The organism is Dyadobacter sediminis (assembly GCF_005860765.1).
Taxonomy (GTDB): domain Bacteria; phylum Bacteroidota; class Bacteroidia; order Cytophagales; family Spirosomataceae; genus Dyadobacter; species Dyadobacter sediminis.
Genome location: NZ_VCEI01000025.1, coordinates 1066473 through 1092879 on the forward strand (window position 1 = coordinate 1066473; position 26407 = coordinate 1092879).

Genomic DNA, 26407 nt, shown 5'->3' on the forward strand with positions numbered 1-26407 from the left:
TGTTGCAATTTCATTAAAACCTGCTCTTTTTGTCTTATTGCAAGTTTCTTTCCGATCCATCCGGCGATCACGTAATTTTGAAGGCATACGTTCCAGTTATTCACAGCTACCAATAAATGAAAGGTTACCTTAATCTCTTTGATTTTTCACAGAAAGTAAATTACAGAACTGAAATCCTGGCCGGACTTACCGTGGCCATGACGATGATGCCGGAATCGCTTTCCTTTGCTATCCTGGCCGGATTGCCGCCATTGACCGGCCTGTATGCGGCATTTATCATGGGATTGGTCACGGCCATTTTTGGCGGCAGACCCGGATTGATTTCAGGAGGTGCAGGCGCAACGGTAATCGTTCTGATTGCGCTGATGCAATCGCATGGCATCGAATACGTTTTTGCAGCAGTGGCTCTGGCAGGCGTGGTTCAGATGCTCATCGGGCTTTTCAGGTTTGGCAAATTCATCCGGCTTGTTCCGCAGCCTGTCATGTACGGATTTGTTAACGGGCTGGCCGTCATCATCTTTACTTCCCAGTTGGAACAGTTCCAAACAACGGTACATGGTCAAAAAGTCTGGCTTTCCGGAACGCCGCTGCTGATCATGTCCGGCCTGGTTTTGCTGACCATTGCCATCACTATCTGGCTTCCTAAAATCACCAAATCGTTTCCGCCTTCGCTCGCTGCCATCATGGTGGTATTCTGTGTGGTGCTTGGATTTGATATCGATACCAAAACAGTCCAGGATATTGCATCGGTGAGCGGCGGTTTTCCGCCTTTTCATATTCCGCAGGTTCCTCTGAATTTAGCGACTCTACAGGTTGTGTTGCCTTATGCCTGCATTATGGCCGGCGTTGGCCTTACAGAAGGACTGCTGACGCTTAATCTGGTGGATGAAATTACCGCAACAACAGGGAACGGGAACAGGGAATGCATGGCACAGGGCGGGGCCAATATCCTGAACGGATTTTTCTTCGGTATGGGCGGTTGCCCGATGATTGCCCAGACACTTGTGAATCTGTCAGCCGGAGCGCGGGCCAGGTTGTCCGGAGTTATTGCCGCACTCACGATTCTGCTGATCATCCTTTTCGGAGCACCTGTTATCGGACGGGTTCCAATGGCGGCACTGACCGGCGTTATGATTATGGTTGCTATTGGTACTTTTGAATGGGCAAGTTTCAGGATCATTAACAAAATGCCGAAACAGGACATATTCGTCGGGATACTTGTCGCAGCGATTACAATCTTCATGCACAATCTTGCATTGGCCGTACTGATCGGTGTGATCATTTCGGCACTGGTTTTTGCGTGGGAAAGTGCCAAAAGAATACGTGCACATAAATCGGTTGATGAAAATGGCATCAAACATTACAAAATATACGGGCCGCTTTTCTTTGGTTCAGTCACCGCGTTTAACGAGAAGTTTGAAATAAGGACGGACCCGGAAGAAATAATCATTGATTTTACGGAAAGCAGGGTGGCGGATATGTCCGGCATAGACGCTCTGAACAAAATAACTGAACGTTATCACAAGGCAGGAAAAAAGGTGCTCTTAAAGCATTTAAGCCCTGAATGCAGAAAATTGCTGAACAATGCAAATGCTGTAATCGATGTCAATATTATGGAAGATCCGACTTACCCGGTTGTGAAATAGTCTGCAATGCAGGAGCATTGCTGGCTTCTTTCGGTTCCGAGGCGTAACATTCCGTTCTAGGAAGATTTAGATGAATGTTGAAAAACAGGCTGAAAAGATTTAAGGCAGTCAAATATTCCGTTTTTCAATTACTGTTTAATCATTCTATTTACTTGTAGAATATATTCCTATTTAAATAGTAACTAATTGGCATGAATTTTTTAGGATGCTGATTGGGGTTTAGTTGTGGATGGTTGATGCCTGGTATCCCAGTACAGGTTATTACTTTCCATTTGATTGCTAAATTGTAGGGTTAATTGTTACGGTTAAAAGGAGCTCTGTTTCAGGGCTCCTTTTTTTGTGCCCTGCCTTCGGTTTTACTGAAAAATTACAATCGGTTTCCAGTGCGTCTGTATGTGGTTAACAGCGGAAAATTGCAGTTCCAGCAATAAAAATATACAAGTCAGCTTCTAAGTATTTTCCTGAAACAGCCTTCGTGTCCAACTTTGTGATGCTGTCAGCCAGGTACTATTTTCAACGATCAAACCCCTATTCCATGTAAGATCAGCAGGATGATCGCTATGCGCAGGATGAATGCGCTTTTTAGAACATCTAGCAGTGTAAAAGCCAGTTAGCCAATAGAAAATCATCATCTTTTTAAAATTTCCATGCGGTAAAAAGATGACAACACGAATATGAAAAATAAAATAAAACCATGAAAAATTTAAGAAATCAGTTTGTAATGATCTTTGCGGCTGCAATGCTGCTGATGATGTCATGTAAAAATGAAGACAATCCCGTTACGCCCGTCGATCCTGTGGATGGCGGCGAAGTAGGGGAAACGCCTTATACATCCATTCCCGATGAACTGGCAGGAACCTGGTATCCGGATCATAACGAAGGCCCCCTGAGCACGAACTGGGAGCAGGGTACGTTCCAGGGCGAACAGGGATTCAGGGAATTCCGGACTATGGTTTTTACAAAAAACGGCAAGAATGCGATTGAGTATACTTCCGAGGTTTTCAACAGCGGAGACGAAGTGCTGCAATATCTATACAAACTGACCGGAACACTTGAGTACAAAGCAAATCCTTCCACGCTGACTTTCCATGCGCAGACAGGGAGAATGAAGGTTTTCAGCAATAAATACGCCGGTTTCAAGGAATCGGCAATCCGCGCCGAGGATCTGAAGAAATATGAAAGCATACTGAGCAATCCGCAGGCCACAACCTATACTTCCTCCGTCAATTACCTGAATGCCAAGCGGGTGAGTGGCGGCGTGTTGTATACGGTCAAGTACAAGAAGGTCGATGCTTCCAATAATCCTGGAAACGGCGGCAATTCGGGAGATCCGTATGCCAATCCTCCTGTCAGCGGCACGTATGTCAAGATCATCAACCAGTATTACCCGACTGTGACCATCGGTACGCAGGAATGGACTTCGGTCAATTATTCCGGATCGGGCGGCATAAAAGAAGCATCCAAACCACAATTCGGGACATTTTACAAATATGCGGATACCAAAAATATTACATTGCCGGCAGGTTGGAGAATTCCGACAAGACAGGATTATATAAACCTGATAAAATCACAGGGCATTGCGTACGATGAGCAATGGAATACGACAAACGGCGAGGATCTGCAGTCGAAAAAGCTGCTTGGAAATCTGATGTCCGTTACCGGGTGGCTTAAAGAAGATGGCTATGCGAATAATTCATCCGGCTTCAATGCGGTACCCGCCAATCTGAGAGTTACCAACGGAAGCCCGAACGGTGAAGGAACGAACTGTCTGCTTTGGACTTCGGACAAGGATGAAAATGACCTGCCGATTGTATTTAAACTGATCCAGCTGCCAAGCGACACGTATGCTGCCTTGTCCGGGCAGAGTATCGGATATAATCCGCCTCATATTCCGCTTCGTTTTGTCCGGGACAAATAAGCACGGAGCAGTTCTGCTGAAAAGGAAAATTCAGCTGTATTGATACTTTTGTATGGTTGTCAAGAATCCGGATTCTGTTCCGGATTCTTGCTGTTTACGACAATGTAAATTCAGGATTGTAAATCAGTCCGATCATATTCCCCCAGGGATCCGATACAGAAGCTACTACAATTTCTCCGCCGACATTAGCGGGTGCCTCATGTTCGGTCGCACCCATTTCTACAAGGTTTTGATAGGCCGCGCCTATGTTTTCCACTCCCCAGTACGTAATTACATTTTCTCCTTTGGCGCTGTTCTCGCCTTCTTCGGGCTGCAATCCCAGTTCATAGCCTGCAATGTTGAATCCGGCATAATACGGTTCATCAAAGTAAGGTTCGGTTTCAAACGCTTCTGCATACCATTGCTTTGCTGCATGCAAGTCTGTGACCTTGTAAATCGTAGTTCTTAGTCCGAGCGATTTCATGAAAATACGGTTTGAGTTGTTTTTTAAAGATGCGCAATAAAAATCCGGAAAATACAAGAAATGATTTACCGGCTGGCTGAACATTGTGTCTTCACAATGTTTCGTGCAGGATGATGTGCCTGCATGCGATTTCCAGCTCCAATATACCAAAGTACCACTTCAAAGTACATGACGTTCCCGAAATTCAGGCATCCTGCATGCGCATTGTGAAGACACAATGCCCCTGTAATGTACCGTATTTCACATTCAGCAGCCTCGTTCCGAACGTTGGTAAAAATTTTTCGTTACCCTAAATGTTCTTTTCTTAATAACTTAATTTATTTGCATTAGGTGTAGTAGTTTATTAGTTTTATATTTACTACTCATGATAGAATTTGTTTGATATGTAACCTGTTTTATGATGATTGCGGAATGAAGTACTCTTTAATCTATGGGAGAAAAAACAATTATAATTAAAGGGGACACTGGCTTTCAAATGCTGTTCAATTGTGCAACAGTAGGTATACTCGTGATAGACGCAGTTGGAAGCATCAATCTTCTGAACCCTTGTGCAGAAAGTCTTTTTGGTTATAATAATGCGGAGCTAAGCGGGCGGCCTATTGAATTGCTGATTCCTGAAAACCTCCGCTCGAACTATTTTCAGAGTAGCAAAAATTATGTCAGCAGGCACATCGATAATCCGACTGATCCCGGAGCTGAAATTTACGCACGTAAAAAAAACGGTGAATTTTTTCCGGTCGACATCAGTCTGAGCCATTATGAACTGGATGGGGAATGGCTGGCATTTGTATTTGTAAACGATATAACGGATCAGGTAAAAACGAGGAAATTTGTTACAGAAAGAGAGGTTTGGCTGAGAAACATGGTTGACAATCTTCCGGTTATGGTCTGGGTTACCGACCCGGAACGGCGTTGTACCTATCTGAACAATACATGGCTTTCATTTACCGGAAACAAGCTGGAGCAGGAACTGGGAGATGGCTGGATCGATGGGATTTTTCCCGACGATCTGGATTATTGCCTTTCTGTTTTCAATACAGCTTACAGCAAAATGTCAAGCTTTTCAATGGAATACCGGCTGAGACATCATGATGGTGAGTACCGCTGGATAAACGGAACCGGAAGGCCGACTTATTCTTCAGACAATGTATTTACCGGTTACATCGGTTCCTGTACCGATGTGCATCAGCACCGGTCCATGACGGATGTGCTCGAAAAACTGGTTACGATCCGGACGAACGAGCTTTCCGTTGCCTTGCAGAATGAAAAAGAAATGAATGATTTGAAAACCAGGTTTGTTTCAATGGCTTCGCACGAGTTCAGGACGCCTTTGAGCATTGTGCTTTCAAGTACGCTCCTGATTGAACAGTATGCCGGAAAATGGGGCGATGAAAAAGTGGCCCGGCACATTTCCAAAATCAAATCATCCGTCAGCAACCTGACCGATGTGCTCAGCGATTTTCTTTCGTTGGACAAACTGGGACAGAATAAAGTAGAATTGGAACCCGCTAAATTTAATTTAAAAGAATTGATGAATCAGATTATCGAAGACGCACAACCCCTCCGAAAAAAAGGACAACAGATTGTTTTTAATTACGACGGTGTAGAGTCCATTGTTCTGGACAACAAGAAGCTCCGCTACATCATTGCAAACCTGATCTCTAACGCTATAAAATATTCAGAAGAAAATACCCAGATACTTTTACAATCCGAAGTGCGCAACGGACTTTGTCATTTCAAAGTGCAGGATCAGGGTGTCGGGATTCCCGAAGATGATCATATCTTCATGTTCACGGAATTTTTCCGCGCCAAGAATGCAAGCAATTTCCAGGGAACCGGCCTTGGGTTAACCATTGTAAAAAGGTATGTGGATCTGATCGGCGGATCCATCCACTTTACCAGCAAACTGGGCGAAGGCACATGTTTTAACGTTCAACTACCCTATCAGGAAGCATTATGAAAACCGTACTGGTTATAGAAGATAACCTGGATATTCGAGAAAATACTGCTGAAATGCTTGAATTGGAAGGTTTTGACGTAATTACTGCAGAAAACGGGCTGGAAGGGCTCGAGCTTGCCATAAAGTACCTTCCCGCTGTGATACTTTGTGATATCATGATGCCCAAGCTAAACGGGTATGAAGTACTTAAACAATTGAAGGAAAACGAAACAACGGTAAACATCCCGTTTATCTATGCAAGCGCCAGCGTTGAAAAAAAAGAAGTAAAACATGCCATGCAGCTTGGAGCCGACGCTTACATCCGAAAGCCTTTTGACCTGAACGAACTGATGGAGCTTGTTAATAAATTTACGGATAAATAGAGGGTGTGACAGGAGGGAGGGAAAGAAGGGCGAAAGGAGTAAGGAAAGGAGGGAGGATTTGTGGCTTTACGGATTTGCGGGTGCTTTGCTGGTGTTTTCGGGCTCCGGGGCGATCAGCGGGATGCTGACGAGGAATTTTTCTTCGTCGGCATGTACTTCTACTTTCGACTGATCGAGCAACTTGTATTTCATGATGATATTCTGCAGTCCGATCTGATTGGAATGCACGGCGGTTTTCTTTTTACGTACATTGTTCTGCACATGCAAGTGCCCGTCACGTGTATAAAGCTGGATGGTAAGCGGTTTGCTTGCTGAAGTTGCATTGTGCTTGATCGCATTTTCGAACAGCAGCTGCAGCGTCAAAGGTGGAATGCGGTAGAAGAGAAATTCAGGTTCCACATGCATTTCCATAAAAATCCCGTTTCCGAAACGTGTTTTCAGCAGATGAAAATAAGCTTCTATAAACTCGATTTCATCTTTTAACGGACACAGGTCACGCGTATTCTGATGAAGCAGATAGCGGTAAACCGACGATAACTGATCGAGGAATTTTTCTGCCAGTAGGGAATCAAGGGAAATCAGGGAAGAAAGTGAATTCAGGTTATTGAACAGAAAATGGGGATTGATCTGTGTCTTCAGCGAATTGAGCTGGCTCTGCAGATTGATCTTTTTAAGTTCGACTGTTTCCGTATAGGAAACCCGCCAGCGCTGGTACAGGTATACGCCTTCATAATAGGCCGCAATCTGTACCGTGCCGGCAACGGAAACAAGCGTATTGAAAAAATACGGCCTGAACTGAAGATAATCTTCATCATGCCAGAGGTTGAAATACTGGTAAAAAAAAGTCTGTGTGATCCGAACGATGCTCGAAAAAAATACAAACCACGCAAGCTGATAAAGGACACGCTGCCTGGTTTGTATGAGTTCGGGATAACGCTTCCGTGAAAAAATAATCCCGATCCGGTTCACATGCCAGACAATGACCGTACCCAGCACAAAAAAGAACGGAATGCGCCAGTCTTCGGGATAAGGTACATTCGTGTAGCCGTACATCATCCATTGTCCCAGTAAAGCCAGCAGCGGAATGCCGATAATGCGCATCCACTTGTCGTTTAATTTCTGCATTGAAAAATGGCTTCGGTTTGAAGTTCCAGTCCGCTTATCTGCCCAGCCAGTTCCTGAAATTGGCTGCCTGGCCGGCATTTACAATCACTTCGTTTTCAAAAGAAGGGCGTAGTGTAATGCTCAGCCGGTTGCCGGGTTGCGCCAGTACTTTTTCCACGCCATGCTGCGCCACGATCAGGGTTTCGCTGATCCGGTAAAATTGTTCCGGATCAAGCAGGCAGGCCAGCTCATCCATGTTGTAATGCAGCTGGTAATGCTGCCCGTTTCCGGTTCTGAAGCAACTCGACTGGCCGTCGTGATAGAAATACCGGATAACGTCTGTTTCGATGGATAGCATTTTCTGACCTTGTACCGCCAGAAAACGGTGAATGTAGCCGTTATCCGCAGGTTTGCAAACATCCTTTAATTCGCCGAGCAGCTTTTTGATATCAATGGGCTGCGGCGTGTTTGCTGTTTGCTGCGATAAGTTTTCAGGCTTCCAATGGTACACTTTTTCAAGGCTGCGCTTAAGATCGTCTTTAAGGATCGGTTTCAGCAGGTAATCAATGCTGTTGATCCGGAAGGCGGGCATCACGTATTCATCATAGGAAGTCGTGAATATAACATGGCTTTTTACTTCCACCTGATTGAAAATCTCGAAACTCTGGCCGTCTGCCAGCTCGATGTCCATGAAAATAAGATCCGGGGCTGCATGATCTTTCAGCCAGGACACAGCGTCTTCAATGCTGCCTGCGACACCTTGAATTTTCAAATCTGGATCTACTTCCGTAACCAGTTTCCGGAGTTTACGTACTGCCAGTTCCTCATCTTCGACAATCAGTACATTCATGTTTGTATATTGTTCCACAGCTATTTACTGTGTAAAGTCATTTCAAAACGTTTGCTACTAAACCGCTGCAAGTATACTTAATCTGAAACTGGCCTTCAAACCGGTCAGGAAAAAGAATGCTGTATTTTTAAACCGGTATCCGGTACCGGTTACTTACCGGATACCGGAAATCTGAAATTTCATGTCTGTTACAGATCCGTGTAACCAATGCCCATCTGATTGGACCTGTACGATTGATCCGTTCCGTAGAATTCCATGGTTACTTCCGGATAGTAGGTGCCACCGTTCCAGGCATCGGTAACACGCAATGATTGTCCGGTCGGAACGTAAACTGCGGAAACCTTGTAGCGGCCAATCGGAATGTCTTTGATCAGATTATAGCCCGGCGTGCCGCTTTTACCGCATCTTAATTTCAGGATTATACCGCCGGAACCGTCGATCAGCGGGCCGTCCGGGCGGAAGGTGAATTCTATGTTTTCCGAATCGCGCATTTCCGAGTTCAGGTCGCGGTAAAGCTCGGCAGTACCGCCGTAATAAAGATCCAGGCTTTTATCGGCAATATGTCCCTGAAGTTTCCATTGAAAGTTCCGGACCGGTTTTTCATCTTCGGCAAAGGATTCTGAATTGTCAGGATGCAGGCTGATCTTGTACACATGGCCGTTGTACGCTTTCAGTATGTAACCTTTTGCTGTCCACTGCCCAAGCCCCGCCACCAGTGAAAGTTTATAGGTTCCTTCTGAAGAAGAACTGACTTCGGCGCCGCGGTTTTTGTACACCGTATTTTCCGTAAATATCGTGGCATCCGGAAGCGCGTTGCCCGCCGGATCTGTCACTTTGCCTATCAGATATCCCGACTGGCCATCCGGATTGTTTTGTTCGGGATCTATTTCTCCGTTTCCGGTGCAGGAAATTAATGCAAGCAATAAACCTGCTGTAAGTAGTGCCGAACCGGCAAGGGAGCGGACGAATATTTTAATTGACATGGCAAGGATTTTACAGATTGAAATATTATGCTTCAGCATTTGAACCGGACAATATAGGAGTTGCTTCTTCTTCAGTAGTCATGATGGAAAGGGCAAAGAGAGTCCATGCAACTGCGGAATAAGTACCGCCGGCAAAAAAAGCAAAGTCCGTTCTGCCCAGCAGCATGCATACCGGAAACCAGCATCCGAGCACCAGCGGTACCCATTTTTTCCAGCCATTGATTTTCCCGCTTTTGATTACCACCCATGCCACGCCGAGCATCAGCACATTGCTGACCGGCCAGCAGGAATCCAGTATAAAAAACAGCATGGGACGGCTTTTGGAAAATAATTGCCAGACGTTTGAGATGTCGGCTATAACCAGCGTAACCATGACGATCCGGATCATAATCCGGCTGAAATCGTTTGTTCCGTTGTCAAGAATGCGACGTAACCCTTCAATAGCTGCAAGCCAGCCGGTAATGTAGAGCAGGCAGGCCAAGCCGGAAAAACCAGCATTGGAAAAGTCAGGATAATACTTGCCGGTGAGCATGTCAATGAACAGGAAAGGGGCACCAATCAGTGCCAGAATGCCAAGTTGTTTATTTTTCATGTTGCTAAATGGATTTGAATTACAATGAATTGTTTCAGCTGGCAACTGGCCATGATTGCCCTGGCCGAAACCAATCATAAATCAAAAGTACAGGCAGCAAGTTCAACCCGAAATAAACAATCGCCTGAACTGGCAAATCCGGTTTGTAAACTGACAAAGCAGGACTATAAACTGAAATGATTGAATTTTAAGCTGCAAGAAATTTTTAACAAACACCATATCCTGCCCGTCTCACCATCCATTTGTTACACAGCATAAAAAACAGCATTTCCGCTGCTTTTGCTGAAAGGGCTTTCAGCTTTTTCACTTACTGAAATTACTCCTAAATGCCTCATTTGATTTGCTTACACTATAAATACTTTTTCCTGGAACCGGTCAGAAATAACAGTGTCCGCAGGCCGGATTTTTCTTCAATTTGATCCCGATCCGGAAAAGTCGTTTCCGGGATTGGCAGGCCTTCATCATGCAGCAGTTCCGGGAAATTTCAACTGAAATCGGTAAAGCTGACAAGCAAAACAGGTAAGCTGCAAATGTTCATGACTTTTCATTTTAATTACCTGATCATCGTGCAGCAAATGGCCTGAGAACGGGGAAAATGCATGTTTTTTAAAATCATTTTGATTGGATTTTCCTTCGGTATCAATCGTGTGCGATCCGGAAAGGAATGCATCATGGAACGAAAATGTATCATGTGAATAACTGCCGGGTTACAATGGTTTTTGTGTGAAAATGGATGAATGTACCGAAGTAAATGCATTTAATCAGCACGTTGAAAATGAAAATAAACAGGCATATCAAGCATAAATTTATGAACGCAGAAAAATACAAGGCACTGGAAGTTACCGAAGAGGCAGCGGGAAAATTCGCGCTGAACATCGTGTACAAATCTGTAACGGAACCGCTGGATGGCGAAGTGCTGGTGCGGGTCCGTTACAGTTCACTCAATTACAAAGACGCCTTGTCCGCTTCCGGAAACCGGGGTGTGACCCGACAATATCCGCATACGCCCGGTGTTGATGCGGCGGGCGTCATAGCGGTTTCCAGAAGTCCGGACTGGGAAAAAGGAGATGAAGTCATCGTTACCGGATTTGACCTTGGCATGAATACAAACGGAGGTTTTGCGGAGTACATTACCGTTCCTTCAAAATGGCTGGTCAGGCTGCCCGAAGGATTGTCTTTAAGGCAAAGTATGGCTTACGGAACGGCAGGATTTACAGCGGGTTTGTCCATCATGGCATTGATCCGGCATGGAATGAAACCTGAAAACGGCGCTGTTGCCGTTACAGGCGCCACCGGAGGCGTTGGTTCTGCTGCCGTTGCCATGCTGGCAAAGCTGGGTTATCACGTCATGGCGGTCAGCTCCAAAGCTGCTTCACACGATTTTCTGCTTTCCATGGGAGCCCGTGAAGTTATTCCGCGTCAGGAAGTGGAAGATCAAAGTGGCAAGGCGCTGCTGAAACCCCGTTTTGCTGCCGCCATTGACACCGTAGGCGGACAGGTTCTTGCTACGGTGATCAAAAGTCTGCATTACGGCGGTGTTGTCACAACCTGCGGCATGGTTAATGGCGGCGAGTTGCATACGACCGTTTTCCCGTTCATTCTTAAAGGCGTGCAACTGATTGGCATTGATTCGGTTGCTACGCCGCATACGCTGCGCGCTGCAATCTGGCAAAAACTGGCGGCCGAATGGATGCCGCCTCAGCTTGAATTGCTTACGCACGAAATCGGCCTTGAACAACTTCCCGAAGCAATCACTACCATACTGAACGGAAAAATGCAGGGCCGGACAATTGTCAGGATTTAGTAAATACGGCCTTTTTTTTGCTTCATAAATAAAACAATTCGCATGATGCCAAGCTCCGGAAAAATTGTCGTGATCGGTAGTTCCAATACCGATATGGTTGTGAAATCCAGAAAACTGCCTGCGCCGGGCGAAACGGTGATCGGAGAAACATTTCTGATGAACCCCGGTGGAAAAGGCGCAAATCAGGCTGTGGCGGCAGCAAGGCTGGGCGGGAAGGTGATCATGGCTGCCCGGATCGGAAATGATGTTTTTGGAAAACAGGCTGTCAGTCAGTTTGAAAATGAGAATATGGATACCGCATACATAACAGTTGACGAAGAACTTCCTTCGGGCGTGGCGCTGATCAATGTGGATGCCAACGGTGAAAACTGCATTTCGGTTGCACCCGGTTCCAACAGCAAACTTTCACCCGAACATCTCGAACAGCTTCTCGAAACTGTAAGCGGACAAGACCTTGCGCTTCTTCAGCTGGAAATCCCGGTTGAAACTGCGGTGTTTGCAATCCGGAAATGTTTTGAAAAAAAATGTCGTGTTATCCTGAATCCGGCACCGGCCAGCCCGCTGCCGGAAAACCTGTTTCCCTGTTTGTATCTCATTACGCCAAACGAAACCGAAGCCGCGCTGCTGACCGGCATCCCGGTTACGGACATTCAATCTGCTGCGGAGGCGGCTCAACAACTAAGGGCAAAAGGGGTGGCGAATGTCATTATCACGCTCGGTTCCAAAGGTGCATTTTTACTAACTGATTCCTATTCAGGATTGATTGCTGCACCGCAGGTGACTGCCGTTGATACAACAGCTGCCGGTGACTGTTTCAACGGAGCAGTTGCCGTGGCGCTGGCAGAACAGATGCCGCTGGAAAAAGCGGTGGCATTTGCCGGTAAAGCCGCCGCACTCTGTGTTACGAAGCTCGGCGCACAATCTTCCATGCCTTACCGCAGTGAAATGCCGGCGTAAGTTCAGGATTCCTGTTTTTAACCAAATTGCTGTTAAACTGATTTACTATAAACAGACGGAGTATGAAGGTATTATCCATTATTGCAATCGCGGCTTTGCTGGCTGGCGGCGATGAAGCCTTTGCACAGCAGAAAGCAGAAGAAGGTTCCGGTAAAAGCATTTCGCTTTCACAGGAAGATCTGAAAGACAAGATTAAAGGCGGATGGGCCGGGCAGACAATCGGCGTTACATTCGGAGGGCCTACGGAGTTCCGGTTCAACGGTACATTTATCCAGGATTATCAGCCGATTGTTTGGTACGACGGATATCTGAAGAAAACGATGGAAGAACATCCGGGCCTTTATGACGACATTTACATGGATCTGACGTTTGTGGAAGTGCTGGAACGTGCCGGCATGGATGCGCCGGTAGATTCTTTTGCACAGGCATTTGCCTATGCAAAATACGAGTTGTGGCATGCAAACCAATCGGCTCGGTACAATATTCTGAATGGCATAAAGGCGCCGGAATCCGGGCACTGGCGAAACAATCCGCATGCCGATGACATTGATTTCCAGATTGAAGCCGATTTTTCCGGATTGATGAATCCGGGCATGCCGAATACGGCGGTGCAAACCGGCGACAAGATCGGTCATATCATGAACTATGGCGACGGCTGGTATGGCGGTGCTTACGTCGGCGCCATGTACAGTCTGGCTTTTGTATCAAAGGATGTCAATTATATCGTCAGCGAAGCTCTGAAAGTCATTCCGGCACAAAGTACATTTTACCGGTGTATAGCGGATGTAATCAGGTGGCATAAGCAATATCCAGACGACTGGAAGCAGACCTGGATGGAAATCCAGAAAAAATGGTCGGAAGATACGGGCTGTCCGGAAGGTGTATTTTCCGCTTTCAACATTGATGCAAAAATCAATGCGGCCTACATTGTACTCGGACTGCTGTACGGCAAAGGCGATTTCGACAAAACTTTCCAGATTTCCACGCGCGCAGGCCAGGATTCGGACTGCAACCCTTCTTCGGCGGGCGGCATACTGGGTACGATGCATGGCTATAACAAAATTCCTGCTTACTGGAAAATGGGACTGAAAGATGTGGAAGACATGCCTTTCAAATACACGAATATGTCGCTGAACAAAGTATATGAAATCAGTTACCGGCATGCACTGGAAATGATCCGGCGCAACGGCGGTACAGTTACGGAAAGAACCGTTGAAATAAAACCGCAGCTGCCCAAAGCTGTACGTCTGGAGCAGAGTTTTGAAGGCATGTTCCCGGTATCCAAAACGCCGTTTTCAAAGGCCGCCGGCCAAAGCGAGTTCAGTTTTGATTTTACCGGAACTGGGTTTGTCCTCCTTGGCAATGTCGCAGCAAAAAAGAGCGGATCAGCGGAGTACATTCTGGAAGCAGATTTATACATCGACGGTAAAAAAGCGGAAACGGTAAAATTCCCGACAACTTCCTTAACGCGGCGGAACGAATTGTTCTGGAGATACGAACTGCCCGATAAAAAGCACAGCGTCAGGGTTCAACTGAAAAATCCGCATCCGGATTATGAACTGCGTACGTGGGATTATCTGATTTACGCCGGTAAGCCTTTCGATGCCGGGACCGGTTCCAGATAGGCTGGAATTTAGGAACCGAATGCTGCTGTTTGTCAATGTCCCGTTGTAGTTGCTGCTTTTTTATGCCGTACCGTCGGGCGTTCCATTGGTTCTGTAAATAGCTCAGTCGGATACAAATCTGTGGCATTTGCAGTGACACACATTCATTTACATGAACTATCTGAAGAATTTTTCATGCGATATCTGTCATTATCAATCATTTATTTGTAATTGGTTAATGATATTAAAGCCTGAAAAAATTGGCTACAATGGATAAGAGCAGTCATTTTAACGGTGACTTCCGGGAAATATTCAATACATTTCCTTCATATTACAGCTTCATCTGAAATTTTGAAATCGTGCATTATCGTCTGATTTTCAGGCTGGCATGCATTTGTAATAATGATTTCTGAACCAATTAACATTACAGGAATTTATGAGAATGAAAGGCAAAAGCGTCATTAATTACAACGTGTACGCTCCGACAAATGTAATCTGTATGCTGCGACCCCGCCGGCAAGACGGACAATCCATTATTCAGGAAGGATTTAAAGTAAATCCTTCGGTCGAATTTTCTGAATATACAGATATTTACGGTAATCCGTGCCAGAGGCTTGTTATGCCGGTCGGGCAGGTGACCATTACAACCGAGGTAGAGGCGCAGGTCAATGTGACCAAACCCATTCCGACGCCTGTTCCTGCGTATGTGATGGTAGGTGATTTGCCGGATGACGTAATGCATTACATTCTTCCAAGCCGTTACTGTCAGTCGGATTTGCCGGAGATCAATGCGCTTGCCATGCAGATTGCCGGAAATTTCAAGCCGGGTTACGATCAGGTTGAAGAAATCAGAAAGTGGATCCACAATAACATTACTTATCAATATGGTACGAGCAACGCAAATACAACTGCGCTGGACACGGCCAGAAACCGTATAGGCGTATGCCGTGACTTTACACATCTTGCCATTGCACTTTGCAGAAACCTCAGCATTCCAACGCGTATGACGGTGGGTTATCTGGACAAATTGCAGGAAATGGACCTTCATGCATGGTTTGAAGTTTACATCGGTGACGGCTGGTATGCATTTGATGCCGTTCAGGAACAAACAGAAGGTTACCGGATTGAGATCGCACACGGACGTGATGCAGCGGATGTTGCCATGATCACACAATTCGGAAATGCAACTTTGCAATCCCTGCATGTAGAAGTGGAATTGCTGGATCCGGATCCTGCGGCGGTTCCTGATCAGAACACCAATTGAACAAGTCATGGAACAGAAAATAATACGGAAGTCCTTTCCGGGGCTTCTTGTTGGATATTCAGTCATTTTCCGGTTGTGAAAATTACTGTTTTGTCATCATTTTTAACTTATTTGAGTCACCATTTACCAAGTAAACTGATTCGATGCAGATTCTGAAATCGTGAACATTTTGGCTGTAATCGTTCCGGACAAAACGTTCCGGACCAAATCCCTTTTTGCGCATTATCAGGTGTTTTATACTAACAATTAAACTCAACTCAGTATGTTAAAGGAATTCAAGGAATTTGCTTTGCGTGGAAACGTAATGGATCTTGCGGTCGGGATAATTATTGGTGCTGCATTTGGCAGGATCGTCGACTCAGTAGTGAATGATCTGATTATGCCGCTTGTTGGAAAGGCAATCGGCAATGTGGATTTCAGCAATCTGTATATTCCGCTTAATGAAAAAATTGCTCCCGGACTTGCACTGGAAGATGCCAGAAAACTGGGGCCTGTTTTTGCATACGGCAATTTTATCACGATCATTATCGATTTTCTAATTCTTGCATTTATTATTTTTATGCTGGTAAGAGGCATGAACCGCATGTTGCGAAATAAAGCAGAAGCACCCAGCGTTCCGCCTGCGCCAACCAAAGAAGAAGTACTGCTTACGGAAATACGCGATCTTCTGAGTCAGAAACCATTGAATGTGCGATAACCGGAGCTAATATTTAATGGTGAATTCACGGGAGGAAATCAATGCATTGGTGTTGATTTCCTCTTTTTATTGGTACGTAATGGTGATTTCTCTGTATTTTGAAACCTGCTCTGCTCATGCAGCAGCGGCAAAATGGAAACGATGATTTTATCGTCCAGCAGCGATTTCAAGCGGGCGGGATCCGGATAGGGAATTTCGGTTTCAGGCTGGGAAAATAGAAAAAAAGGGTTTCCCGTATTTAAATACGACCTTGTATTACGAATTTGCATAAGGCTGGCTTGATGATCGTTTTTCATCGCATCCAGATCGGAATCAAAATGTTTGATGTGGCCGTATGAAAAAACAGGGCAAATAGCCGGGAAGGTAATCCGGAATCCCGGCAATAACTGTCTGCAAAAGCCAGGATCTGGAAGGGAATGGAAAGCGGGGTGCATTAATTGGCGGCTGTGATTTTTTCCCGGTAAATAAATCCGGTGAAAAGGCCTTTTTTCGTTTCATACCTGATATGCTGGCCCGGTTTGAAAGTAAGGTAAACTTCTTTTTCACACTCTATCTTCATTTTTTCACCCGCGTCGGATTTTACAATAAAATACCAGATTTCGGGACGTTTTTTTCTGACATTCCTGGTGTAAGTATGTCCCTGCGAATCCTTCTTTCTTTGTTTTTTCAAATAGGTCTTCTTGGGCCTGAAATGCCTTTCAATAAGGATGCCGGACTGTTTGAATGAGCTTCCGCCGGAATAATCCGCCAGCAGGAAAATGGCCAAAAAAAGGACAGAACCCGTTACGATTTTTTGCCAAAAGAGATTACGCAGCATTTCAATGGATAATAACCGGGGTTCAGAATTGCTTTGATCCAGTACTTCCGACTGCAGCACAATGCGGTAAATTCTCAGGATTTACGGAACGAAGCTGTTTGTGCTGAAACAGAAATAAAGATTGAAGTTACCGTTTAAATTCGTCTAGTATTATATTTTTAAGCTTCCGTTTTCAAAAGGTATTTATTCCGGTACGAATGGTTTGTGGCGAGGTGCATTCCGGTGGAGACACCGGAAAAGACGCTATGATTTTCCTGTGTCTCCACAGGAAAAACCGTTATCGCCTTAGTAAGCAGAATTCAGAGCCACGGTTACAAAGTTCTCCCGATTACCGGTAAAGTAATCAGAAACGTAGTACCCTTATTAATTTCCGAATGCGCCTGAATCATTCCGGCATGATTCCTGACGATTTTTTTGCAGTAAGCCAGGCCGATTCCCTCCCCGGAACTCAGTTTGTGATTTTGCATTTGCGAAAAAATGTCAAAAATCTTTTTCAACTGTGAATTTTCAATACCGACTCCGTTATCCTTTATGCAGATTTCATGTTGCAATATGGTATTTTCCAGAAGGTTGAATTCATGTTCCTGATATTTTTTCAGTTCCTTGCTCGTGATCTCAATCACCGGTGCAACATGCTCTTTTGAAAATTTCAGGGCGTTGGAAATCAGATGATAAAAAAGTTGCTCCATTTGTAACGGAATGGCGTTGATTACAGGCAATCCATTAGAATGGATAACCGCATTTCTGCACGTGATTTCCGGGGAAAGCTGGGCACAGACATCTGCTATAATTTTATCCAGATCGACGGACTCAAAGTCGCCGGGATTACTGAGAGCAGAGTAATCCGATAAATCTTTTATCATCATGGAAAACCGCTGTGCACTGGAATCAAGTCTTAAGGCAAGGTCTACAATCTTGTCGTTCTGTTTGCTGGATTCACTGACAAGCATGCTGCTGAACAGCCTTATTTTTCTTAATGGTTCCTGCAGATTGTGATTGGAAATGTATTTGTACTGCCGGTTTTCGTCAATGGAATCCGTAAGTTGTCTGTTCAGGTTTTGTACAGCCGAGGCGCTGTCTTCCAGCAACTGAAGGCTTTGCAGGTGAAAGGAAATCAGTTCTGCAAACATGTTGAACATTTCAATGGTCTTGGTATTATTAATGCGAGCCGGCTTCGGGTCAATGGCGCAGAGGGTGCCAAAAAATGCGCCGTTTTTCAGCATGATCGGAACGGAGATGTAACTTTGGAAACCGTACAATTTAGGAGTCGGGTGATTGCAGAAAATTTCATCGTTGCTGACATCCTCAATGACTACCAGTTCCTGACTGTCCCGTATTTCATTGCATATGGTCGTGCTCAGAATCAGTTCGCCGCCAGCTTCCAGTCCAAAACTGATTTCGTCCCGTACGCTGCACGCAACCCATTTTTTTTCTGTTACCCTTGCAATGGCAGCAAAACCCATTCCGGTAGAACTACAAATTACTTCCAGCATTTTAGGTACAATCGTAATCTGTCTGATTCGTTCAATATCATTAATGAAATCTACATTTGCAGCTACCATTATTGTTGCAAGGTTGTTATGCTGTGTTTTTAAAACGGATTAATCAGGAGCCTATTCAACCAGGAAGAGATGAAGTTGCTTCATTCCATAAAGTTACAAGCTTTTTTTACAAGCCAAAAACAGAGTTGGTTAAAATACAGCTAAGTTCAAGAGACCCGAACGAAGCATATTATACGCGTACTGAATGGTTGTTCAGATGAATAATCAATTTACAGGCATTTCATAGATATACCGATCCACGGAAAATCAGCATTCGGGTCAATCTGCCATGCGATAACCCGAAAGAAACTTTTCGGGATCTAATTATAATACCTGGTTCTTAAAACAATCTGGTTTCCCGGGTATTCCACTCTTTTATCGTTCTCTGCGGTGATAAAGAACCGCACCGGCTGATAAGGGGTAACCGTTTCCAGGGAGCTTTTTAGTTTTTTGGAAAATATCCCTTTTGATGTTCCCAGATTTCCGATGTTGATTGTTCCGTTCAGATCGGTATCCATCCAGACCACATAGGTGTTTTTCGGCGGGCTCAGCCTTTCGGAAGGGGACAGCCGGATTACTTTCAAATTTACCTTGTAGTTGTTGTTATCATCTTTTTTAACTTTCACAACGCCTTCCGCAGCCGGTACTTCCCGGGAAACTTCAAACCTCATTTTTTTTGCACAGGATGTAAATAACAGTGCACTTAAAAGCATGACGAGCAAGGGAACGTTATTCAATTTCATTTTACGATATTTTGGTTGAACATAATACATAGGACGGGTTTCATAATCTTTGATAATTGATTCCCTGATTTCTCCATGCAAAAAAGATGCCATCGGGTTCATTTCCTGAATTATTCCGGTACGTGGTTTAGGGCCATGTAATTACAGAAGTACCTGTATTCATTCTTTCCTGCTTCATTTAAACCGGGCTGGTTACGGGTATGATATTTTTAATCCGTAATTACTTCTTCATTTTACAATCCCCAACCTGTAAAACACAAACCAACTTTTTATGGGAGACAACCATTATTCTGATCAGCCTGAAAACGAAAGTTTTGCTGAATCACGCCGTAATTTTCTTAAAAATACGTCCTTGCTGACTGCCATTGCAGTTACTCCCGGAGTTGTAGCCAAAGCAGCGGAAAATGATCTGGGTGAAAAGATTGCTTCGGCGTTTGACAAGGTTCCTTTGAAAATGGAAATCAATGGCGTAAAACAGCAACTATCCGTTGAACCGCGTGTTACGTTGCTGGATCTGCTGCGTGAACAGCTCAACCTGACGGGAACAAAAAAAGGCTGTGATTATGGTCAGTGCGGCGCCTGTACCGTGCATGTGAATGGCCAGCGCGTACTGTCCTGCCTCAGCCTTGCAGTGATGCATGAAGGCCAGAAAATAACCACCATTGAAGGATTGACAAAAGGCGATCAGCTGCATCCGATGCAGGAAGCATTTATCAAGCACGACGGCTTCCAGTGCGGCTACTGCACGCCCGGGCAGATTATGTCAGCCATTGCCTGTATCCGGGAAGGCCATGCTGAAAACGAAGCGGATATACGGGAATTTATGAGCGGTAACATATGTCGCTGCGGCGCATACCCGAACATTGTGGATGCCATCACAGAAGTTAAAAATAACGGACAGAAATTATGATCCAGTTCCAATACGTACGGACTTCAACGCCAAAAGCAGCAGTAGACGCGGTTTCCAAAACACAGAATGCCCGTTTTATAGCCGGCGGCACCAATCTGGTGGACCTGATGAAAAGGAACATCATGACACCGGAAAAGCTGGTGGATATCAACAATATTCCATTGAAGGGCATTGAGCAGCAAGGAAATAAAATTGTAATCGGCGCACTTGCGCTGAATAGCCAGGTGGCCGACAGCAAACTTGTTCAGGAAAAACTTCCGCTGCTTTCGCAATCGCTGAATGCCGGCGCCTCGGCGCAGATCCGTAACATGGCAACTGTAGGAGGGAATATGATGCAGCGTACGCGATGCAATTATTTTTATGATACCGCCATGCCGTGCAACAAACGCGAACCGGGTTTAGGCTGCGGTGCATTGGAAGGTTTTAACCGGATGCATGCGATTTTCGGAACGAGTGAAAAGTGCATTGCCGTACACCCAAGCGATATGTGCATTGCATTGGTGGCACTGGATGCAACGGTTGTGGCTGCGGGCCCGAAAGGCGAAAGGCGCATTCCGTTCGCGGAATTTCACCGCCTGCCCGGCGATACTCCGGAAAAGGACAATAACCTGATGGAAAACGAGCTGATTACGGCCATTGAAATTCCGGATAATGCTTTTACCAGAAATGTTCATTACCTGAAAATTCGTGACCGTGCTTCTTATGCATTTGCGGTGATTTCCGTCGCGGCAGCTTTGCACATTGAAAACAACACGATCAAGGATGCCCGGCTGGCGATGGGCGGCGTTTCGCACAAGCCCTGGCGACTGAGCGAAGCAGAAAAGGCATTGATCGGGAAACCGGCCAGTGAGAAAACTTTCCGGAATGCGGCCGAAATTGCCATGCAGGGCGCAAAAGCATACAAACACAATGCTTTTAAACTGAAATTAGGGCCCAACACCATTGTTCAGGCATTGAAAAATGCTGCGGAACCCGTGTGAGTCAAAAGAGAAATCACTGAATCAGCAAATCATGAACGAAGCATTTTTTGATAAAAAAGATTACAAATCTCTGGACAGGGTAGACGGCCGGCTGAAAGTTACGGGTGCTGCCCGGTATTCCGCTGAATACCAGTTGCCGGGACTGGTTTATGCCGTGCTGGTTGAAAGTAAGATTGCCAAAGGGACTATAAAAAGCATTGATTCCAGAGCAGCGGAACGTGCACCGGGCGTACTCGCTGTGATTTCACACGTGAATGCCATCAAAGTTCCCGGTTATCAGACGAGCAACCAGCATCCTTCCGAGCCGCCTGTAAATGGTCAGCCACTCCGTGCGTTCTACGACAATAACGTGTATTATAATGGCCAGCCAATTGTTGCCGTTGTGGCTTCAACACTTGAAAAAGCGCAGTTTGGTGCTTCGTTGGTTAAAATCCAGTATGAAAAGGAGCAGCATAAAACGGATTTCGATGCCAATATGGACAATGCCGTATTGCCGGCACAAGCCAAAAAAAATCCGAAATCGCCTGTTGCCGATTACAATCGAGGCGATAAAAACGCTTTTGTAAATGCCCCTGTAAAAATCGATGCAGAGTACGTTTTGCCGACCGAAGTACACAATCCTATGGAACTGCAGGCCATCACAGCCTACTGGGAAGCAGATGACAGACTAACGCTTTACGATAAAGTACAGGGAACGCAGCCTACACAACAGCATTTTGCCAAGGAATGGAATTTGCCGCCGGAAAACGTGAAAGTCATTGCAACCTTTGTAGGCGGGGCTTTCGGAAACGGGCTGCACAACTGGCCGCATGAAACGGCTGCCATCATTGCTGCAAAGCAGGTGAAAAAACCTGTGAAGCTGGTTCTTACGCGTGAACAGATGTTTACAATGGTCGGATATCGCCCGTATACCTGGCAAAAAATCCAGATGGGAGCTACAAAAGACGGCAAGCTGGTGGCCATTAATCACGAATCTGTAGGGCAGACTTCCAGCTACGAAGAATTTACGGAATCTACTTTGCAGCAAACCAGAATGATGTACGCTTCGCCGAACGTCAATACACGGTACCGGATTCTGAAACTCGACGTTTCCACGCCCATCTGGATGCGCGGCCCGGGCGAAGCTACGGGTGCTTTTGCACTGGAATCTGCCATGGATGAAATGGCTTTTTCCCTCGGAATGGACCCGATTGAATTCCGGCTGATGAATTATACAGACTCTGATCCGGATAAACAACTGCCGTGGTCCACGAAATATCTTAAAGAATGCTACGATGCGGGTAAAGAAAAAATCGGCTGGGATAAAAGAAAGATGCAGCCCGGATCGGTACGTTCCGGCGAGTGGCTGGTCGGATACGGAATGGGAACCGGCACTTTCGGTGCGAACCGCGGTGCCGCTGCCGTAAGAGCGCAGCTCGATGCGGACGGCAATTTGCTGATGCAGTGTGCCATTACAGATATCGGACCCGGAACGGGAACCGCCATGGTGCAGATTGCTTCCAATACTACGGGCATATCAACGGACAAGATCATTTTTCAGCTCGGTAATTCGCAGTTTCCAAAGGCGGGTAATCAGGGCGGATCTTCTACGGTGAACAGCGTTGGTCCGGCCGTTCAGGCAGCATGCAATGCATTAAAGGAACAGCTTAAAACCATGATTGCTTCAAAAGGAGGCAGCAATGCAGCATTTGCATCAGCGAAAAAGGAAGATATCGTATTTGTAAACGGACAAGTCCAGATTGCTGGCAATGATTCTGCCAAAGTGGACATTCGCACGTTGTTCAAACAAAACAACATCCAGAAGATGGAAACCACTCAGGAATCCAGACCGGATGAAAACCGGAATAAATACTCCATGTACGCGTTTTCCATGCATTTTGCCGAAGTGCATGTTCATCCCCTTACCGGTCAGGTCTGTGTCAAAAAGGTAGTATGCTGCGGAGATGCAGGCACCATCATCAGCCCCAAAACAGCTGCCAACCAGATGATCGGAGGAGCAACAGGCGGCATAGGAATGGCATTGACGGAAAGTGCCGTCATTGATCATCGTTTCGGGCGCTATGTCACCAAAGATTTTGCAGAGTACCACGTTCCCGTCCATGCCGATGTTCCGCATATCGAAGTGTTTTTTGTCAACAAACCAGACACCTTGGCCGATCCGGTCGGAAGTAAAGGTCTAGGCGAAATTGCAATTATCGGCGTTGCCCCGGCTATTGCAAATGCCATTTTCAACGCAACCGGAAAACGCATTCGTGAATTGCCGATTACGCCGGATAAATTGATTTAGGAAGCTTCTGGTTATTAGCTGTTAGCTTCTGGCTATTGGCTTTTAGATTATAACTTTCAAATAGATACTTTGGAAACTTGTTATCTTGAATGACTTTAAGCCATTCACTTATTCAAAATTAGAAGCCGTCTGAAAAACGTTGATTCAAAAACGAATTTTCAGACGGCTTTTGGTTTTATTTTTGTTTCAGTTACTTCATCAGGTTTTTTCCAATCAAGGATTGGTAAAACGGATTGTTATTTATGCATTTCACATAATAATTTTCACAAAATACCAATCCTAACGCTGCGCAGGCCGGGGCACATTGACCGGATCAACCATGGCATTGAGCGTATAAACAATATTTCCCGCCCGGATCGTCATTTCTGTTTCGATACGCTTTTTACCCTGTATTTTACCATCTCTTGCATAAAAACCGAATTTTCCGTCGCGCACATTCAGTATGGCGATATCCGCATCCGAACCCACGGAAAGACTTCCGAGTTCAGGGCGTTTGATTTCCCTGGCCGGGTTCCAGGTGCTCGCCGCAATCACACTTTTGAAGTCCATACCCATTGCCATAAACAGCGACATAATGTTGTTCATGTCTTTCATAGCGTTGTTCATACTGCCTGTATGCAGGTCCGTGCTGATCGAATTCGGATAAAATCCCTGTTTAATGGCGGGTTGTCCCTGTGCCAGCAAAAAACTGGCGCCGCCAAAGCCGACGTCAAAAATCACTCCTTTTTTCTGTGCTTCCAGCACATACGGTTTCACTTTGTTGGTCGTAACATCAACAATTGATTCTCTTCCTTTTCCGCTGTTATTGCTGTTTCCGCCAAAGCAATGTGTATAAATGTCGCCTGCACGGAATTTTTTAAGAAACAGTTCTTCCAGCGGCAAAAGCGGGTCAGCGCTTCCGAAATCCACCATAATGGGGATGTCCGCCAGTCTGCTGGCCTCAATGGCACGGTCCGTTGGCGTCCAGTTATGTCCGCTGAAATGCGCAAGCTTGACACCTACAACGTGATCAGGATATTTTTTTGCCATTTCAGCCGTTTTGGCCGCATCCATTTCTTCCAGACTGTTTTCATATTTTCCTCCGGCCATTCCTTCCCCGACAATGTTCAGCATGGCCAGCACGCGTGTTCGGGATAAATCGATGGTTTGCTTCTTGAAGGTTTCAAAAGTTTTCCATCCCGAACTACCGGCATCTACGACCGTTGTAACGCCCGATCGGAAAGTGAAACCGTCAGCTTGCAGGCCATTTGGGCCATTGCGGTAAGTTCCCTGCAAATCCGTTCCCCAGAAAAAATGAACATGGATATCAATCAGCCCCGGTGTCACGTACATTCCTCTGGCATCCACAACCTGAACAGCCAGTTCCGGACTGATATTTTTTGCAACCAGCGCTATTTTGCCGTCAGTGCCGCCCGGCGTACCGGCAACTGCAACATCCATGATGCCGTCAATATTGTTTTTCGGATCAATGACATGGCCGCCTTTGATGACAATGCTATACTTTTTTTCCTGTGACCAAACAGGTGAAAAAACGTAAATTAACAGGAAAATAATGAGGGAAACTACTTTCATAAAAGGTTTGGGTTTGGTTATGGAATGATAAATCAATTCGGAAACGGGTAAATTATCCGGTTTTGCCTTGCGTTTTTTTAAAACCAAGGAAGCCGCTTTCATGCTGTTATAACAAGACAAACCGCTTGCAGGAATACCCGCATTTCCGGCTATTATTTTTTTTAATTACTTATAGCTGCGAATTTTTCTGGCCTCGGCTTTTATAATACAAACTGTCCGGTTCTTTCTTTTTATTTCCTTTTTTGGTGGCGACTGTTTCAGGTATGTTTTAGTAAACTCCCGGATACAGACTTTAATTTGGAGAATTGCAGATCATGCAGAAAAGTTTGCAACGATATGGTTTGTCAAAATAACAGCAGAGCAGCAATGATTTAATTGATTTTTAAGTTATAGTTGTAATTAAAAAAGCCTGGAAAGCCGTAACCATTGTGCAGGTTTAAAGTGTTTATAAAGAAAAGGATTTTATTAAACAAAATTCATTTTCAAGGATCTTTCAAGGGTTTAATTAACTTTAAATTATCTGTTAATCGCATTTTAATTTCTGTTTAGTCAATTTGAATGAATAAGCGGTTGCAGATCTTTTACGATTATCATTATGTTTGTGTAAATTATAACAATATAATAATTTCCTTTTATGAAAGCCAAAGCAATAAAGTTCTTCTCACCACAGGAGAACAGTTCAAAAACAGAAGTAAGTAAACCCAAACTCACAGGCTACATTTCCGGATCCGGAAAGATTATTTTACCCGTTATTGCACTTCAGGAGCTGGATATTGAAGCGGAAAAAGCACGGTTTAAAATTGGTACGGATCAGGGAAAAAGAAAGTTCAAATCGGTGTACCTTATTCCTTCCGAAGACGAAAACGAAACTTTTCCACTGGTTAAAAGCGGACGCGGGTATGTTATTCCGCTTGGCAAAATTCTGAAACAGGGCGGGATTGATTTTGAAAATAACAAGTACACGTTTGCAATTAATCCATTCCATTATGACGAAGGAGTCGTTGGTTACGAATTGATTTTGTCGAGTGAAGAACCCGCTGCACCGACCACAGGAAAACGCCGAGGCCGTAAACCGAAAATCGCAGCAGATCAAATGGAACAAGCCTAATTGCTGATTTTTAACCCACTGGTTTGAAAGGTATTGTTAGCCCGATAAAGTATTTATCGGGCTATTATTTTAATAAGGGAGCAAAATGTAATCTTTTATATCACGTATGCTTTCAAACGTTCCGGGATTCCAGCTTTTACAAAACCACGATAGGATACAACTTTCCTTTTGATGGTTATTTCCTGTTTTAATATAAATTTAAATGTCCGGGTAATTTCATGGACAGTTCCTGACAAACAAATTTT

At 45.1% G+C, this 26407-nt stretch carries 24 protein-coding genes; 14 read left to right on the forward strand and 10 right to left on the reverse strand.

All coding sequences use genetic code 11. The features are described from left to right. Positions 1–116 precede the first annotated feature (116 nt). Together FEM55_RS16605 and FEM55_RS16610 are read left to right on the forward strand one after the other, a co-directional pair. Positions 117–1646 (forward strand): SulP family inorganic anion transporter, encoded by a 1530-nt coding sequence (locus tag FEM55_RS16605; protein ID WP_138282452.1) that lies wholly within the window; start codon positions 117–119, stop codon positions 1644–1646. Positions 1647–2340: 694 nt separating this feature from the next. Beyond that, positions 2341–3564, forward strand: a complete 1224-nt coding sequence (locus tag FEM55_RS16610; protein ID WP_138282453.1) for an FISUMP domain-containing protein — start codon at positions 2341–2343, stop codon at positions 3562–3564. 94 nt (positions 3565–3658) lie between these two features. Here FEM55_RS16610 and FEM55_RS16615 read toward each other — a convergent pair whose 3' ends face one another. Beyond that, positions 3659–4027 carry a VOC family protein gene (locus FEM55_RS16615; protein ID WP_138282454.1) on the reverse strand — a complete coding sequence of 123 codons (369 nt, stop codon included), beginning with the start codon at positions 4025–4027 and terminating at the stop codon, positions 3659–3661. Positions 4028–4502: 475 nt separating this feature from the next. Between FEM55_RS16615 and FEM55_RS16620 the strand changes: the two genes are divergently transcribed. Both FEM55_RS16620 and FEM55_RS16625 read left to right on the forward strand, forming a co-directional pair. Continuing rightward, positions 4503–5987 carry a sensor histidine kinase gene (locus FEM55_RS16620; RefSeq protein WP_262710594.1) on the forward strand — a complete coding sequence of 495 codons (1485 nt, stop codon included), beginning with the start codon at positions 4503–4505 and terminating at the stop codon, positions 5985–5987. Further along, on the forward strand, positions 5984–6349 hold the full coding sequence (locus tag FEM55_RS16625; protein ID WP_138282456.1) for a response regulator: 366 nt from the start codon (positions 5984–5986) through the stop codon (positions 6347–6349). Before FEM55_RS16620 ends, FEM55_RS16625 begins: the two co-directional genes overlap by 4 nt. Before the next feature lie 66 nt (positions 6350–6415). Here FEM55_RS16625 and FEM55_RS16630 read toward each other — a convergent pair whose 3' ends face one another. The 4 genes from FEM55_RS16630 to FEM55_RS16645 form a co-directional block, all read right to left on the reverse strand. Further along, positions 6416–7474 (reverse strand): sensor histidine kinase, encoded by a 1059-nt coding sequence (locus tag FEM55_RS16630; protein ID WP_138282457.1) that lies wholly within the window; start codon positions 7472–7474, stop codon positions 6416–6418. Positions 7475–7508: 34 nt separating this feature from the next. Further along, complete coding sequence (locus tag FEM55_RS16635; RefSeq protein ID WP_138282458.1) at positions 7509–8303, reverse strand: LytR/AlgR family response regulator transcription factor; 795 nt, start codon at positions 8301–8303, stop codon at positions 7509–7511. Positions 8304–8491: 188 nt separating this feature from the next. Beyond that, the gene (locus FEM55_RS16640; RefSeq protein ID WP_229209305.1) at positions 8492–9286 is read right to left on the reverse strand and encodes a carboxypeptidase-like regulatory domain-containing protein; all 795 of its coding nucleotides are present in this window, start codon (positions 9284–9286) and stop codon (positions 8492–8494) included. A gap of 25 nt (positions 9287–9311) precedes the next feature. After that, positions 9312–9878, reverse strand: coding sequence for a hypothetical protein (locus FEM55_RS16645; RefSeq protein ID WP_138282459.1), 567 nt, complete (start codon positions 9876–9878; stop codon positions 9312–9314). 24 nt (positions 9879–9902) lie between these two features. Between FEM55_RS16645 and FEM55_RS25010 the strand changes: the two genes are divergently transcribed. The 6 genes from FEM55_RS25010 to mscL all read left to right on the forward strand — a co-directional run bounded on the left by FEM55_RS25010 (position 9903) and on the right by mscL (position 16204). Continuing rightward, positions 9903–10058 carry a hypothetical protein gene (locus FEM55_RS25010; RefSeq protein WP_171036585.1) on the forward strand — a complete coding sequence of 52 codons (156 nt, stop codon included), beginning with the start codon at positions 9903–9905 and terminating at the stop codon, positions 10056–10058. A 628-nt stretch (positions 10059–10686) separates the two neighbouring features. Then, entirely contained in the window at positions 10687–11682 is a 996-nt protein-coding gene (locus FEM55_RS16650) for a YhdH/YhfP family quinone oxidoreductase (protein WP_138282460.1), read from the forward strand. A 42-nt stretch (positions 11683–11724) separates the two neighbouring features. Next, positions 11725–12639: a ribokinase gene (gene rbsK, locus FEM55_RS16655; RefSeq protein WP_308420206.1), complete on the forward strand. Its 915-nt coding sequence runs from the start codon at positions 11725–11727 to the stop codon at positions 12637–12639. 62 nt (positions 12640–12701) lie between these two features. Then, complete coding sequence (locus tag FEM55_RS16660; RefSeq protein ID WP_138282461.1) at positions 12702–14264, forward strand: ADP-ribosylglycohydrolase family protein; 1563 nt, start codon at positions 12702–12704, stop codon at positions 14262–14264. Between the two features lie 421 nt (positions 14265–14685). Then, positions 14686–15507 (forward strand): transglutaminase domain-containing protein, encoded by an 822-nt coding sequence (locus tag FEM55_RS16665; protein WP_229209306.1) that lies wholly within the window; start codon positions 14686–14688, stop codon positions 15505–15507. Between the two features lie 262 nt (positions 15508–15769). After that, the gene (mscL, locus tag FEM55_RS16670) at positions 15770–16204 is read left to right on the forward strand and encodes a large conductance mechanosensitive channel protein MscL (RefSeq protein WP_138282463.1); all 435 of its coding nucleotides are present in this window, start codon (positions 15770–15772) and stop codon (positions 16202–16204) included. Positions 16205–16242: 38 nt separating this feature from the next. Here mscL and FEM55_RS16675 read toward each other — a convergent pair whose 3' ends face one another. The 4 genes from FEM55_RS16675 to FEM55_RS16690 all read right to left on the reverse strand — a co-directional run bounded on the left by FEM55_RS16675 (position 16243) and on the right by FEM55_RS16690 (position 19305). Continuing rightward, positions 16243–16473: a hypothetical protein gene (locus tag FEM55_RS16675; RefSeq protein WP_138282464.1), complete on the reverse strand. Its 231-nt coding sequence runs from the start codon at positions 16471–16473 to the stop codon at positions 16243–16245. 164 nt (positions 16474–16637) lie between these two features. Then, positions 16638–17081: a hypothetical protein gene (locus tag FEM55_RS16680; protein ID WP_138282465.1), complete on the reverse strand. Its 444-nt coding sequence runs from the start codon at positions 17079–17081 to the stop codon at positions 16638–16640. 251 nt (positions 17082–17332) lie between these two features. Next, entirely contained in the window at positions 17333–18583 is a 1251-nt protein-coding gene (locus FEM55_RS16685; protein WP_138282466.1) for a GAF domain-containing sensor histidine kinase, read from the reverse strand. Between the two features lie 299 nt (positions 18584–18882). After that, positions 18883–19305, reverse strand: a complete 423-nt coding sequence (locus FEM55_RS16690; RefSeq protein ID WP_212748318.1) for a hypothetical protein — start codon at positions 19303–19305, stop codon at positions 18883–18885. Positions 19306–19576: 271 nt separating this feature from the next. Here FEM55_RS16690 and FEM55_RS16695 point away from each other — a divergent pair, with 271 nt between their 5' ends. Genes FEM55_RS16695 through FEM55_RS16705 form a run of 3 tightly spaced genes read left to right on the forward strand, consistent with a single transcriptional unit; the run spans position 19577 to position 23482 of the window. Continuing rightward, the gene (locus tag FEM55_RS16695; RefSeq protein WP_138282467.1) at positions 19577–20215 is read left to right on the forward strand and encodes a (2Fe-2S)-binding protein; all 639 of its coding nucleotides are present in this window, start codon (positions 19577–19579) and stop codon (positions 20213–20215) included. Continuing rightward, complete coding sequence (locus FEM55_RS16700; protein WP_138282468.1) at positions 20212–21195, forward strand: FAD binding domain-containing protein; 984 nt, start codon at positions 20212–20214, stop codon at positions 21193–21195. The genes FEM55_RS16695 and FEM55_RS16700 overlap by 4 nt, the downstream gene beginning before the upstream one ends. Positions 21196–21226: 31 nt before the next feature. Further along, complete coding sequence (locus FEM55_RS16705) at positions 21227–23482, forward strand: xanthine dehydrogenase family protein molybdopterin-binding subunit (RefSeq protein ID WP_138282469.1); 2256 nt, start codon at positions 21227–21229, stop codon at positions 23480–23482. 279 nt (positions 23483–23761) lie between these two features. Here FEM55_RS16705 and FEM55_RS16710 read toward each other — a convergent pair whose 3' ends face one another. Beyond that, entirely contained in the window at positions 23762–25054 is a 1293-nt protein-coding gene (locus FEM55_RS16710; RefSeq protein ID WP_138282470.1) for an amidohydrolase/deacetylase family metallohydrolase, read from the reverse strand. Between the two features lie 634 nt (positions 25055–25688). On the opposite strand from FEM55_RS16710, the gene FEM55_RS16715 reads away from it, so the two are divergent. Next, positions 25689–26162: a hypothetical protein gene (locus tag FEM55_RS16715; RefSeq protein ID WP_138282471.1), complete on the forward strand. Its 474-nt coding sequence runs from the start codon at positions 25689–25691 to the stop codon at positions 26160–26162. Positions 26163–26407: the final 245 nt, after the last annotated feature.